Below are 14042 nucleotides of genomic sequence, written 5' to 3'. Positions count from 1 at the left end.
AATCTACATAGATCTAATTGTTAATAAATTGAAACGATAATTGATTAAAGAAGGTGTACCATCATGGAAAATTCAGATTTAACATTTGCACTTGATATTGGAACTCGTTCCGTAGTAGGACTCATTTTGAAAGTCGAAAATGGATTCTATCATATTGTTGATACGGTTATTAAAGAACATGATAAACGCTCCATGCTAGATGGTCAAATACATGATGTGTTATCTGTTGCGAATGTTATCTCTTCAATTAAGGATGAATTGGAAAGCGTACATGGCCCACTCCACAAAGTTTGTGTCGCTGCTGCAGGTCGTGCCTTGAAAACGATACGAGCATCATCCGCTTTTGAAATTTCAGGTAAGCCGATGTTTCAAAAGGAGGATGTGCTGCAGCTTGAATTAATGGCTGTACAAGCTGCTCAAAAGCAAATCGCTGAAAAATTTGAAAATGAACGAGCACATCATTATGATTGTGTTGGCTATTCTGTACTTCAATACAAATTGGATGGCGAAGAAATCGGTAGTTTAATCGATCAACAGGGTGACGAAGTAGCTGTCGAAATAATCGCAACGTTTCTCCCGAAAGTTGTCGTAGAATCATTATTAGCTGCCTTAAACCGGGCAGATTTAGAAATGGAGGCTCTAACATTAGAGCCAATTGCAGCGATAAATGTTTTAATTCCCCCTTCTATGAGAAGATTAAATGTTGCTCTAGTTGATATTGGTGCAGGAACTTCGGATATTGCGATTACTGATTTAGGAACAATCATTTCGTATGGGATGGTTCCAATTGCTGGGGATGAAATTACAGAAGCAATATCTGATGAATTCCTTCTTGATTTCCCTAAGGCAGAGGAAGCAAAAAGGAAATTAACTACTAATAGTTCCATTACGATTACTGATATTTTAGGATTTGAAACTGACGTCTCAAGTGAGGAAGTTATTAAAAAAATTTCTCCGGCCATTGATAAACTAACAAGTTCAATCAAGGATGAAATATTACAGTTAAACAACGGAGCTTCGCCTAAGGCAGTCATGTTAGTTGGAGGTGGAAGCCTTACTCCTGAGCTTCCAAAGCGGTTAGCTACAAAGTTAGAATTACCAGAAAATCGTGTTGCTATTAGAGGAATAGATGCAATTTCCCATCTAAAATTGGCCGATCATGTTCAAAAAGGACCTGAATTGGTGACACCAATCGGAATTGCAGTTGCTTCAAAACAAAATCCAATCCAATATATTAGCGTAAAAGTAAACGAAAGATCTGTTAGACTCTTTCATATGAAAACATTAACAGTTGGTGACAGCATACTAGCCTCTGGGCTACAGCTCAATAAATTATTTGGTAAGCCAGGAATGGCCATTTTCATTGAAGCAAATGGAAAATCAATCACGATTCCAGGAGAGCATGGTTCACCACCAGTTATTAAGAAAAATAATGAAATAACCTCTCTTGACGATGAAATTAAACATGGAGACATGATACATATTGAGAAGGGTGAAAATGGAAAAACACCTTTTGTGACGTTAGGTTCTCTTTTTGATCATATTCAAGCAAAAACGGTTACAATAAATGGGATCACCCACACCGTAAATCCTATATATAAAATAAATGGAGAAGTTCAGACGAATCTAGAAACAAGATTAGTCGACAGAGATCGAGTTACATGTGAAATCCCTGAAACAATTGAGGAATTTTTACAATGTATAAACATGGGACATTTCGTTGCAAAAATGAAGCCTTTTTCTATTGAAATCGATGAAAAAATTGTGACGATCGAATCATTTTCTGCAAAGCTATATAAAAACGGTCTTGCAACATCAAAGGATGCAAGGCTTGAAAATGGTGATATTGTTTTTATTAACGAAACAATTGAGCCGACGCTTAAGCAATTAATGAAAGAAACAAGCTTTACCCTTTCCCAATCAATACCGGTCCTATTTAATGGTGAGCAAGTGACAATCGAAAAATCGATTACTGAATTTTACCGAAATGGCAAAAAACTGGAATACGATACAATTATACATAACGGTGACAAATTAATTTCTAAGAAAAAAAGTGTGCAACCGTTTATTTTTCAAGATGTCTTTACAGTAGTAAATATCGAGTTACCTTCGTCAGGAACTAACCAATTTATTTTGCAAAAAAATGGTCAGGAGACAAACTTTCAAGACCCAATTGCACCTGGTGATGAGCTAACAATTAAATGGTTATAGTATTTATAATATAAAGCTATTGTTCAAGATTGTTGTTGATTTTTAGGCACTTTGTTGCTTGGAACGATATATGAGACTCCTACTCAGAGATGCGTGTCAATGGAAGCCCTAAAAGAAGGCACCAATTGCTAAAGGAGACTCTCGGGCTGTTCACGGAAAGCAATCTCTGAAGAGGAAATCAACAACAAAGTTTAACAAACCGTAAACAAAGAAGAAGATGGATTTGCACTTATATGCAACCATCTTCTTTTTTTTACTGAGCTGTTTCCTTTTTCAATGCATCATAGGTAATTTTCCAATGTGATGCATTCCACTTAACTTCTTTCCCTTTAAATAATAGAGCCTGCGGAGATTCGTGTTTAATATGATATGTTTCTGCAATATAATTTGAAAGTGGTCTAGCCTCTTGAACATGTAGATGGTAGCTAGGATAGTCTTGATGCTTCTCTGTAAAGTCAATAAATTCTTCATATGCAGCCTGACTGATTGGACACGTTAGGCTATTTTTCATAAATAAAAATTCATCGTGTTTGTTAAATAACTCTTCAAATTCCTCAATTGTTGCAATCGGTTTATTGCTCACTCTCTCACCCTCTAAGTTTTAACTTTTTTATAGCGTTTGTTTGTTTTCGTTCTCAGATGGCTGTGAATTTGCATTAGTATCTTTCGTTTTTGGTTCCGTTGAATCTTCAGCAATTTGTTCCAATGCATCCCCAACCATATTTTCAATTACATCATTAGCTTGTCCATTCGAGTTTTTCGTAATATCTCGAACTTTATTCATTATTTGAGATGATTGCTCTGATACAACCTGAGAAAGTGTTGATGTCTTATCCTTTGCTACATTTACAAAATCTGACCCTTTCTCAAAGATTTGTTCAGCTGAAAATCTTCCAGATTGCTCCTTCATCTTATTCGCTTGTTGACCAAGTTCTTCACGAATTTCTTTACCTGATTTAGGAGCAAGCATTAATGCTGCTGCTGCGCCAATAAGTCCACCTACAATTGAACCAATCATAAAATCTCGATTACTCATAATAAACTTCCTCCTTTACTTATGTACATTTATTATTATTCACCAACTTGCTTAGATTCTTTCTTCTGTTTCCATCTTGACCATAATTCAATCGCAGCATTACTCCATTGAGCAATTTGATTAACCTTATCTTGGTTTTGTTCAAGATTGGTAGCAACAGATGTTGTAACATTTTTCACAGATTGATTTAGCTGTTGAATGGTTGTCCCAATATCCTTCACCGAATCAACAACAGAATTAAGCTTTTCAGACTTCTGTTGAATATCTTCTGCAAGATTATTTGTTTTATGTAACAGTTGTGTTGTTTCCGATGTAATTCCTTCCATTTGCTTTTCAAGAGCTGATAATGTGCTAGCTACATTTGTTAATGTTCCTTGTAAAGCATTTAATGTTTTCGAAACGTAAATAACTAGAATCGTGAATGCAATTGCTATTAATGCAATACTTAAGTACAAGATAATAATCAACTTTTACACCTCCTATGTTAATACCCATACCCGTCATCATCTATTATAAACATAAATAAATACGAATAGGTAAAGTCTATTAAGCATTATTCGTACCCCTTCCTGTATTATTTTACAAGTTATCCCTCATACAAGCAATGATTGACATTGGGCACAATAAAGCACGTGGCTCTAGCAGACTACTTATGGTGAATTTTTCTATTTGTGACTATTATTTTGCTATAATGTAGACTGTAGGGTTTCTAATTTTTCAATATTGATAGAAAAACCTAAAGAACAAAGGAGGAATAAATTTTGAAGGATCAGCGAATTGATACTTTAGCAAAAAATCTAATTAATTACTCTATTCGACTACAAAAAGGTGAAAAGGTACTAATCGAGAATTTCGGTTTACAAAAGGAATTAGTCGTTGCATTAATAAGAGAAGCATATGCAGCTGGAGGTTTTCCTTTTGTATCACTTAAGGACAACCAAATTGACCGTGCATTGTTAATGGGCGGGCAAGAAGAGCAATATAATATGATTGCTGATTTTGAAGCGGAAGTAATGAAAAATATGGATGCATACATAGGGTTACGATCAGGTGATAACATCAATGAATTTGCGGATGTTCCAGACGATAAAATGAAGCTTCAAGGTTCTACCGTTGGAAAGAAAGTTCATCGCGATATTCGCGTGCCTAAAACAAAATGGGTTGTTTTACGATATCCAACCGCTTCAATGGCACAGCTTGCGAAAATGAGCACTGAGCAATTTGAGGATTTTTATTTTGATGTTTGTAACCTTGACTACAGTAAAATGGATAAAGCAATGGATCCATTAGTAGAATTGATGAACAAAACAGATAAAGTTCGCATAACAGGTAAAGGAACTGATTTAACATTTTCCATTAAGGATATCCCAGCAATCAAATGCTCTGGTCAAATGAATATTCCTGATGGAGAGGTTTATACAGCACCTGTTCGCGATTCGGTTAACGGAAAAATTACGTATAATACTCCATCGCCTTACAATGGTTTTACTTTTGAAAATGTCATATTAACATTTAAGGATGGTAAAATCATTGAAGCAACAGCAAATGACACAGAGAGAATAAATAAAATATTTGATACTGATGAAGGGGCAAGATTTATTGGCGAGTTTGCAATTGGTGTTAATCCATATATTCTTCATCCAATGCAGGACATCCTTTTTGATGAAAAAATCGCTGGTAGCTTCCATTTCACTCCAGGACAAGCATATGATGATGCCTATAATGGAAATAAGTCAAATATTCACTGGGATATGGTAATGATTCAACGTCCTGAATATGGTGGCGGAGAAATTTATTTCGATGATGTTCTCATTAGAAAAGATGGGCAATTTGTCATTCCTGAGTTAGAAGCGTTAAATAGTGAGAATCTAAAATAATATAAAGTAAAAGGGATAGTTAGCACTTCGATTCGTGCACCACCAACTATCCCTTTTTATTAATCATCAACAATGCAACAGAGAGCTTATGGGACTATACGTGAACATCCCTCTTCGCTATAAAAATATAGGAAAGGAAAAATAAAAAGATAAAATGGACAAGGATGTTCACGATGGAAGAAACGAGTGTCATCCCTTCAAATAAAGGATCTCCAAAAAAATATGGCATCAAATTCGAATTAGCAAATAATAAATACTTTCCAGCTTCATACTTGTAATGCTGTAATAAGGTAATCACAATACTGGATGTAAACACTAAAAAGATTGAAACAGCTATGGAGATAACGCTACTTCTTGTTATTGCTGATAAGCAAAAAGCAACCGTACATATCACAATCATTTCAATAAATGTGAACAAATAACTCCCTAAACTAATTAACACTTGCTCACTCAAAGCAAGCAAAGTATCTGAAAAGAATATTAGTCCAATTAAACCTGACATGGCGAATTGCATCAAGACGAAAAATAGAATACAGTAAAGTGTCATTATATATTTCGAGGATAAAATATGTAGCTTCTTAATTGGACGGGTAAATAATAGCTTTACTGTACCTCTTTCATACTCACTTGAAACGATATCACCGGCAATGATAATACAAATAAATTGAATGACAAGTAATAAATAGGAGCTTGCATGGATATAATCCCAAAACATAAAGTCAGTTTGTCGAAACAATAATTTAAAAAACAAACCAGCAATAATATTCATGACGATCATAAAGCCTATAAACATCCAAATTCTTGGACGTTTAAACTGCTTCATGTATTCATTTCTTAATAAGTGAAGATATGTCATTTTCATTTGTCTTCACCTCTCAACGTATTTAAAAATAACGCCTCTAAAGCATTGCTTGTCCTTTCAATACCAATAACGTCAATACCAGCAGAAACTAATTTTTTATTAATCATCGCAACCTCTGTACTAATTAAGTCTAAAGTAAATTGCTGATCCTTGAATTGAATATTGTAAGGTGAACATAATTCCTCTAGTAATTCATGAACATTATTTTTGTTTAAAATAGTAAATGTATAGGTCTGTTTCCCAGTGTCTCCATTATTTAGCTCGCTCATCTGTCCTTTTTTAATACTTTTCCCTTGATCAATTACCATAACACTATCACAAATCATTTCGATTTCAGCCAAAATATGACTTGAAATGATAACAGATACATTCTCTTTCCTTGCCAAACGTTTAAGTATTTCTCTTAGGCTAATTATTCCTTCAGGATCCAAGCCATTTGTTGGCTCATCTAATAAGAGAATCGTAGGCTGATGTAAAATTGCTTGTGCTAGGCCAACTCTTTGTTTCATACCTAATGAATAGGTAGACATTTTATCGTGAATATAATCTTCCATATTTAACAGTTCAATTACTTCATCTATCCGATTATATGAAAATTCTGAGGTCATACGAAAGAAATGAAGAAGGTTGTCATACCCTGATAAATAATCATACATTACCGGATTTTCAATTATAGCTCCGATATGGCGAATTGCATATTCAAAATGATTTGATAATGATTGATTTTCAATAACGATTGTACCCGCTGTTGGTTTTATTAAGCCAACTAGCATTTTAAGAATCGTTGTCTTTCCTGATCCATTTGGGCCTAATAAGCCTAATATTTCCCCTCTCTTCAATTCAAAGCTAACATTTTTTATAATCGATGACTTTTTAATATTCTTACATAGATTATCAACCTTTAATACAACTTGTCCCTCTTCCATTTTGATTCGCCTCCATTCGAGGTATCCCTCTAGTTAAATGGCTCATTACAATAAAAAAGCTGACATCAATAAGAACATTACGAAGGTAATCCTCTTATATAGTCAGCAAATCTTATATCTTTATGCCAAAACCTTTTCGTATGCTTCTTGATATTTTTGAATATCTCCCGCACCCATAAATACGATTACAGCATTTTCATGTTGTTTTAAAATCGATGTATCTTCTTCAATGATCAAATGCGAATTATTAATTTTTTCAAGCAAATGATCAATTGTCAGTTTTCCTGCATTCTCTCTCGCTGAACCGAAAATATCACACAAATAAATATAGTCTGCTTTTTGAAGGCTATCTGCAAACTCATCTAAAAATGACTGTGTTCTTGTAAAAGTATGTGGCTGGAAAACGGCGACTATATCACGTTCTGGATACTTTTGTCTTGCCGCATCAATCGTTGCGTTAATTTCAGTTGGATGATGCGCATAATCGTCAATTAAGATTTGATCGCCAAGTTTTTTTTCATTAAAGCGACGCTTAACACCTTCAAATGTTAGCAAACGCTGTTGGATAATTTCGATGTCAATTCCTTCATAATGACATAAAGCAATAACAGACAACGCATTTAATACGCTATGATCACCAAATGTAGTGATTTTAAATGACCCATAGAACGTATTCCGTACAAATACATCAAATGCTGTACCTTCAGTAGACTTTACAATATTCCTTGCTTGGAAATCATTATCATCTCCAAAGCCATAATAAACGACAGGAACTTTCGCTTGGATTTGTTGTAACTGTTCATCATCTCCACATGCAATGATTCCTTTCTTTACTTGTAAAGCCATTTGCTGAAATGCATCAAATACATCATCTAGATTAGCAAAATAGTCTGGATGATCAAAATCAATATTTGTCATAATCGCATAATCTGGCTTATATGACAAAAAGTGTCTGCGATATTCACAAGCTTCAAAAACAAAATATTTACTGTTTGGAATTCCTTTTCCAGTCCCGTCACCAATTAAATAAGAAGTTGGTTCTGCTCCTTGAATAACATGTGATAATAAACCTGTAGTTGATGTTTTTCCGTGCACACCAGTTATTGCAACACTCGTATACATTTCCATGAATTCACCTAAAAAACGGTGATAACGAATAACAGGTAAGCCTATTCGGTTCGCCTCTTCAATTTCAGGATGTGTATCTGGGAAAGCATTCCCTGCGATCACTGTTAGACCTTCTTTAATATTTTCCTTAGCAAAGGGTAATATTTTTATATTTCGAGCTTCAAGTGCCTTTTGTGTAAAGACCTTCTTTTCTATATCTGATCCTTGAACATGATAATTCATGTCATGTAAAATTTGTGCAAGGGCACTCATCCCCGTACCCTTAATACCAACAAAATGATAAACAGTCATAATAGAACCTCCAACAAACGTCTATCTGATTGACAGTATATGACGCTCATCTAGATTTGCAACTCATCTATATGAAACCTTTAGAAAAACAATAAACCACTTTAAAAAGTAATCACTTATTTTTCTTATACTATCCTCATAAGAGCTAATTTTTATATTGATTATATTTTAATTATTCCTTATAAATCTTATCCTACGTTATCGAACCCTTACGTATGTAATAAGCTTACGGTTGTATATTATATCACTTGAAAGTTATCTTGACTATGAATTCCTTTAATTCAAAAGTCTCAAATTTCTACTTTCAAGGGCAACTCCATACATATTTTATCGCATTTTTCTTCAAAAATGTACGCCAACTGTCTTGACTTTTATGAAAGTCTAAGAAAAATTTATTCATTTTTTCTTCATCCACTGCGAATAAGTCACTAATGCAGAGGAGTTGTGTGAAAATTGGAATTGAGCGAAAAAATACAATTTTATTAGTTGTGATTTCCAAAGGAGAAGTTACATATATAAAAGCTTGTTCTCCAGTTAATATTTTCTCTGCATATATATGATGCTCTTCAAATTTTATTACTTTAAATGGTTCAAGTACACTTGCCATAAATAAAGCATGGAGAACCTGTTGTAATGGGTGTATCCCATTAGCTTTTGAGAATTGATGGATAAACTCTTGATAAATTGTCGTACCTCTTATTGTTAGATAATCATGCTTTAACCAATCTTGAAAAAGCAAGTCTTCCAACGATGAAAAAGGTACTGAACGATTACGTTCAACTTTCGCATTAAATATATGTTTGGCTTTCACCATTTCTCTAATATTCACATTTTTATTGATATAATTTTGCAATTGACTAGCATGTTCTAGGGTAAGGGTAAGAAGCTGTTCTTCTTTTTCTTTTCGAATTGCTTCAAAATCAATGATATTACCCATTCTCACCCATCTTTTCGATCCTTATAATCTCTTTCATTACCCCAATCAATATAGGACCTTTTTTCATGAATTCTTCACCCTTACCCTTTGACCATACGATCACTATTCTCCTTGAATGACCTCTAATTCTTCCTCTGTAATAAGGATATCCCTAGGCTTGCTTCCTCTATTTTCGGATATTATTCCTTGCTCTTCCATCATATCAATAAGTCTTGCTGCACGATTATAGCCAATTCGAAAATGTCTTTGTAATAATGAAGTAGATGCGCCACCTTGATTTACTACAAATTCACATGCTTCGATAAAGAGTTCATCTTCTTCAGACTGGATAGCTGCCCTTTTAACAAGCTCCTCTTGATGGAATAAATAGTTTGGTTTTGCTTGCTGTCTTACATGCTTTACAACTTTATCAATTTCTTCATCTGACACGAACGTACCTTGTAGTCTTACAGCTTTTGATGAACCATTTTCTAAGAATAGCATATCTCCTTTTCCAAGTAGCTTTTCTGCTCCTGCAACATCAATAATCGTCCGAGAGTCTACTTGTGATGAGACGGAAAACGCTATTCTTGTAGGTATATTTGCTTTAATTAGACCAGTAATAACATCAACAGATGGACGCTGTGTTGCAACGATTAAATGGATTCCACATGCACGAGCTTTTTGGGCAATACGAGCTATCGCTTCCTCGACATCATTAGGTGCAACCATCATTAAATCAGCAAGCTCATCAATGACAATCACTAAATATGGTAGATGCTCCCCTTGTTTATGCTCCTTAACAAGCTGATTATAACGTGTAATCTCTCTCGTTCCTGTATGAGCAAATAATTCATAGCGTCTTTCCATTTCCTCAACAGCCCATTTTAAAGCAGCCGTTGCTGCCTTTACGTCTGTAATAACTGGACTTACTAAATGTGGGATTTCATTATATGGTGCTAATTCTACCATTTTAGGGTCAATAAGCATTAATTTTACTTCCTGTGGCGTTGCCTTATAAAGCAAGCTAACCAAGATTGTATTAATACATACGCTTTTTCCTGATCCTGTTGCCCCAGCAATTAATCCATGAGGCATCTTTTTTAAATCTGTGACAACTGGCTGCCCTGAAATATCTAATCCTAAAACAGCAGTCATTGGCGATTGATTCGAGCGAAACTCTGTACTGCGTAAAATTTCTCTTAAATATACCATTTTGCTTACTTTATTTGGTACTTCAATACCAATTGTGTTTTTACCTGGTATCGGAGCCTCAATCCGAATATCTTTAGCAGCTAAACTTAACTTAATATCATCACTTAAATTTGTAATTTTATTCACTTTAACACCCGGCTCAGGATGGACCTCAAATCTAGTTACCGAAGGGCCTTGCGTTACATTTACGACACTTGCTCGTACATTAAAATTTAGTAATGTACTATCTAATAATTCTTTCTGTTCATTCAACCAAGAATTGTCTTCATTCATTTCTTTGTCAGGTATATTTAAATAACTTAATAGCGGAAATTGATAGCTTGTTTCTCTTTGTTTTTCACGCATTCGCTGTTTATCTCTTGCTAGCATCATGACATTAAACGGCTTTGAGGAATTAATTTTTGCAGGCTTCCTCTTTTCTAAATGAGCTGTTGTTTGCTCTGTTTGTATCTTTACATCCTCTTGCTTTACATTCGTTACATCATGTTCATTTTTCGATTCAACTAGCCTGTTTGAAGTTGGTTTTATCCCTTCCTCTTGAGCTTGATAAGGAAAACTACCCTTCATGATCTCATTCTGATTATTATCTGTTTCAAATAAAAAGACTTCTTCTTCATTACTATTAACAATGGAATTTGATAACTCCTCTTCCATCTGTGGCGATTTACTTAATTCAATCTCATCTTCTAATTCTCTGGCAAATTGTTGTACTTTTTCTTGATCATCTGAATCACTTTCATTTGTTCTTTCTTCTTCCAGCTGTATTGTTTCACTTATTTCAATCTCATCTGCCAAGTCACTAACAAATTGTCGCTCTTCTTGATCACCTGAATTAATTTCATTTGTTCTTTCTTCTTCCAGCTGCAGTGTTTCATTTGGCTCAAACTCATCTTCCATTTCTCTAGTAAATTGCTGCTCTTCTCGTTCCTCGCCTGAATTAATTTCATTTGTTTTTTCCTCTTCCAGCTGCAGTGTTTTACTTACTTCAAATTCATCTTCCATTTCTCTAGTAAATTGTTGCTCTTCTTGTTCATTTGACTGAAGATGATTTATTTTCTGTTCCTCCATCTCTTTTAGTTGAAACAAATCTTTTTCAAAAACTGATGGAAGTTTTGCAGGACCGGCATTGTCGGCCTCAATTTTCTGAAAGCGTGTTGCCATATTTGCTGATGCACGCTCTTGATTGATTTTTCTTTCGCGCTGCTGGCGTGGCTGAAACCCATAAACAGGTGATGGAATTGCAGTAGGTTGAAATGGTCTTCTAGGCTGTACAGTATCTGATGTATCAACACCTCTAACAGTCTCTCTACTTCTCGTTCTTTTTGTTGGTAATGTCGGTGCCTCTGTTTTTTTCAGGATTGGCGTTATTTCTTCGGTTGTAAAGGTTGACTGACGTTTACTTCTTGGCTGTTCCTTACGAACTCCTAATTTTTCATCAGGTATAATCGGAAATCTAAAATTCCCCTTAGGATATTGATAAGCAATTTTCGCTTCAGCCTTGTAATTATCATAGTGTTCTACATCGATGTCCGCCTTAGCTTGTTGCATATTTTGTTTAGATTCAATACTTTCTTCAATTTCAAATTCATCTTCGTCACCTGTAAGCAGGTTGACTAGTTTTTTTAACCAATTCATAATTAATCACTCTTTCAACAATTCATATATCGCATACTCTATTGTATCAATAAAAAATTAAATTTGTAGTTGATTCTCTTCGTGTTTGCAATATTTCTCACAAAACATCATGAAAAAAGTTTGTATCTTTTTTAATAGAGCTATTTCATTTGGACTAGCAAATATGTATAAGATCCCCAACTCCTACTAAAACTTATTAATTAGATAATATGGAATCATCCTTTAAAAGAAAAAAGAGGTTTAACAGGGGAAATTATCCGGACTTAATATTGGATGGTTTCCTCAGTACCTCTTTTTATATTAAACCTATTAAATTGTTCGATCTAGATTCAAACTTTATGGGCAAAGATATGATACCGACTACTCTTTTAGCTTTTCGAACGATTTTTCCCTAATATAAAAATCGGTTCTAATTTAGCATTATCGTATAAAAATGATAATGCAGTAATCGGGACAGTCCCACTTGCAAAAAAGCTCATTGTTAATTGAGCTAAAATATCGTAGCCTGTATTATTACGAACATCTACAATAATAAGGACATCCTGATGTGGAACTGCTACAGCCATTTCCCCTTCAATTTTTTCCTTGAAAGATTGTAATAGACTTTCATTTAAAATTCTACTTGCATCATATCCATCATTTGCATTCAGGAAATAAAAAACATTTCCTGCAACATGATCTTCCTTTACAACCGTCTTTAATGATCTTAAATTAAAGCTCGATACTTCCCTCACATAATCTCTTGTCCAATTTTCATTATCCATCATTTTCTCATCGATAAGTCGATACGTATTTCCTAAATCTAGAGCATAATAGATACGTGTTTCAGCTGTATGTTCACTAAAGCATAATGGGATACCATCATTACTTTTAACAGGAAATGATGTTGAACGAATCACGGGAAATATTGATTTTTCCTTACCAGCGAGATTTTGATTTTCCTTCATCGCTTTTAAGGATTCTTCAACATAATAAACTACCTCTTCTATCGCTTTGTCTTTAGCTGTTTCCCATTTTGCGATAATTCCAGGTAATGATAGAGTAACTCCTTTGGATAACTGTTCATCAACTATTCTTAGGCTATCCTTTTCTTTATCAAAGTCAAATGTAAATGAAGAATGGTTTAGCTTTTCTTTTATCATTTCCACTAACTTTTTTGATGTCATTTTCATGCTGCTACCTCCTCTCCTAAAGAGTGAATCATCGAGTTAGTTTTTTAAGTCATTAATAAATGCTTGAATTTCCTCTTGTGTTTTTCGGTCTTTACTTACAAAGCTTCCTATTTCTTTTCCGTTATTAAAGGCTACAAAGCTTGGAATGCCAAACACATTTAGTTCTGCACATAAATCAATAAATTGATCACGGTCAACATAATAAAATGTAAATTCACTATTTTGTTGTTCTAATTCTGGTAAAAACGGCTCAATAAACCGACAATCAGGACACCAATCTGCCGAAAACATAAGAATGATGTTTTCACCTTCAATTATTTGTTTATATTCTTCTATAGATTGTAATGTTTTCATTTATATACCTCCAGCTTATAAATAAGTCTTATTATTTTGTTTAACTACTAAAACGACAATCCAATCTTTATTGTATATGAATGCCTCTTTAGTTTCCAGTGAACGAACTTTTCAAGTTATTGAATGGAAGAAACAATAATCATCATATTTCTCGCATCCTCTTTTATGTTTTTCAGCTCTGTCTCAGTTGTTAGCTTTGTTCCACCAATTCCTACTGTTACTTCATATTTTTTAGAATCTAGTTCATGAACAAATAAATAGCCTAGCTTGTCATTTTTCTTGAACGTCTTTGATATAAATGGATTTTCATATTGCTTAACTAAAGTATCATATGAAACCTGACTATTTTCCTCTTCATTTTCATTTACAAATAAAATATATCTTTGTGCCCCTTTGGCTAATATGACATTATATTTATC

12 protein-coding genes and 1 pseudogene are annotated in these 14042 nt (G+C 34.1%); 2 read left to right on the top strand and 11 right to left on the bottom strand.

The window, feature by feature from the left end:
- Positions 1–63 precede the first annotated feature (63 nt).
- Positions 64–2211 carry a pilus assembly protein PilM gene (gene pilM, locus HU235_RS12685; protein WP_174880441.1) on the top strand — a complete coding sequence of 716 codons (2148 nt, stop codon included), beginning with the start codon at positions 64–66 and terminating at the stop codon, positions 2209–2211.
- A 253-nt stretch (positions 2212–2464) separates the two neighbouring features.
- Here pilM and ytxJ read toward each other — a convergent pair whose 3' ends face one another.
- The 3 genes from ytxJ to HU235_RS12670 are packed head-to-tail and all read right to left on the bottom strand — an operon-like array spanning position 2465 to position 3714.
- Positions 2465–2794, bottom strand: coding sequence for a bacillithiol system redox-active protein YtxJ (ytxJ, locus tag HU235_RS12680; RefSeq protein ID WP_095303368.1), 330 nt, complete (start codon positions 2792–2794; stop codon positions 2465–2467).
- A 27-nt stretch (positions 2795–2821) separates the two neighbouring features.
- On the bottom strand, positions 2822–3247 hold the full coding sequence (locus tag HU235_RS12675) for a YtxH domain-containing protein (RefSeq protein ID WP_174880440.1): 426 nt from the start codon (positions 3245–3247) through the stop codon (positions 2822–2824).
- A gap of 35 nt (positions 3248–3282) precedes the next feature.
- A complete protein-coding gene (locus HU235_RS12670) occupies positions 3283–3714 on the bottom strand; it encodes a DUF948 domain-containing protein (protein WP_095303366.1) in 432 nt (143 codons plus the stop codon).
- A gap of 294 nt (positions 3715–4008) precedes the next feature.
- Here HU235_RS12670 and HU235_RS12665 point away from each other — a divergent pair, with 294 nt between their 5' ends.
- Positions 4009–5124, top strand: a complete 1116-nt coding sequence (locus HU235_RS12665) for an aminopeptidase (RefSeq protein ID WP_174880439.1) — start codon at positions 4009–4011, stop codon at positions 5122–5124.
- 94 nt (positions 5125–5218) lie between these two features.
- On the opposite strand, the gene HU235_RS12660 is transcribed toward HU235_RS12665, so the two are convergent.
- The 8 genes and pseudogenes from HU235_RS12660 to HU235_RS12625 form a co-directional block, all read right to left on the bottom strand.
- Positions 5219–5986, bottom strand: coding sequence for an ABC transporter permease (locus HU235_RS12660; RefSeq protein WP_174880438.1), 768 nt, complete (start codon positions 5984–5986; stop codon positions 5219–5221).
- A complete protein-coding gene (locus HU235_RS12655) occupies positions 5983–6912 on the bottom strand; it encodes an ABC transporter ATP-binding protein (protein WP_174880437.1) in 930 nt (309 codons plus the stop codon). The genes HU235_RS12660 and HU235_RS12655 overlap by 4 nt, the downstream gene beginning before the upstream one ends.
- Before the next feature lie 120 nt (positions 6913–7032).
- Positions 7033–8331 carry a UDP-N-acetylmuramate--L-alanine ligase gene (gene murC / locus HU235_RS12650; RefSeq protein WP_095303358.1) on the bottom strand — a complete coding sequence of 433 codons (1299 nt, stop codon included), beginning with the start codon at positions 8329–8331 and terminating at the stop codon, positions 7033–7035.
- A 304-nt stretch (positions 8332–8635) separates the two neighbouring features.
- Positions 8636–9268 carry a hypothetical protein gene (locus HU235_RS12645; protein ID WP_174880436.1) on the bottom strand — a complete coding sequence of 211 codons (633 nt, stop codon included), beginning with the start codon at positions 9266–9268 and terminating at the stop codon, positions 8636–8638.
- Between the two features lie 102 nt (positions 9269–9370).
- Positions 9371–12097 (bottom strand): DNA translocase FtsK, encoded by a 2727-nt coding sequence (locus tag HU235_RS12640; protein WP_174880435.1) that lies wholly within the window; start codon positions 12095–12097, stop codon positions 9371–9373.
- A 368-nt stretch (positions 12098–12465) separates the two neighbouring features.
- Complete coding sequence (locus HU235_RS12635) at positions 12466–13269, bottom strand: DUF1444 domain-containing protein (RefSeq protein WP_174880434.1); 804 nt, start codon at positions 13267–13269, stop codon at positions 12466–12468.
- 36 nt (positions 13270–13305) lie between these two features.
- Entirely contained in the window at positions 13306–13623 is a 318-nt protein-coding gene (locus tag HU235_RS12630; protein ID WP_095303351.1) for a thioredoxin family protein, read from the bottom strand.
- A 116-nt stretch (positions 13624–13739) separates the two neighbouring features.
- Positions 13740–14042: pseudogene (locus HU235_RS12625) on the bottom strand (hypothetical protein); the annotation flags it as partial.

The organism is Metabacillus niabensis (assembly GCF_902829255.1).
GTDB lineage: Bacteria > Bacillota > Bacilli > Bacillales > Bacillaceae > Metabacillus > Metabacillus niabensis.
This window is presented reverse-complemented; position numbering and strand designations above follow the sequence as displayed.

Bases quoted from the DNA above. Each gene is read 5' to 3' on its own strand.
- pilM (WP_174880441.1), top strand. From the start codon at position 64: ATGGAAAATTCAGATTTAACATTTGCACTTGATATTGGAACTCGTTCC.
- HU235_RS12675 (WP_174880440.1), bottom strand. From the start codon at position 3,247: ATGAGTAATCGAGATTTTATGATTGGTTCAATTGTAGGTGGACTTATT.
- HU235_RS12660 (WP_174880438.1), bottom strand. From the start codon at position 5,986: ATGAAAATGACATATCTTCACTTATTAAGAAATGAATACATGAAGCAG.
- HU235_RS12655 (WP_174880437.1), bottom strand. From the start codon at position 6,912: ATGGAAGAGGGACAAGTTGTATTAAAGGTTGATAATCTATGTAAGAAT.
- murC (WP_095303358.1), bottom strand. From the start codon at position 8,331: ATGACTGTTTATCATTTTGTTGGTATTAAGGGTACGGGGATGAGTGCC.
- HU235_RS12645 (WP_174880436.1), bottom strand. From the start codon at position 9,268: ATGGGTAATATCATTGATTTTGAAGCAATTCGAAAAGAAAAAGAAGAA.
- HU235_RS12640 (WP_174880435.1), bottom strand. From the start codon at position 12,097: ATGAATTGGTTAAAAAAACTAGTCAACCTGCTTACAGGTGACGAAGAT.
- HU235_RS12635 (WP_174880434.1), bottom strand. From the start codon at position 13,269: ATGAAAATGACATCAAAAAAGTTAGTGGAAATGATAAAAGAAAAGCTA.
- HU235_RS12630 (WP_095303351.1), bottom strand. From the start codon at position 13,623: ATGAAAACATTACAATCTATAGAAGAATATAAACAAATAATTGAAGGT.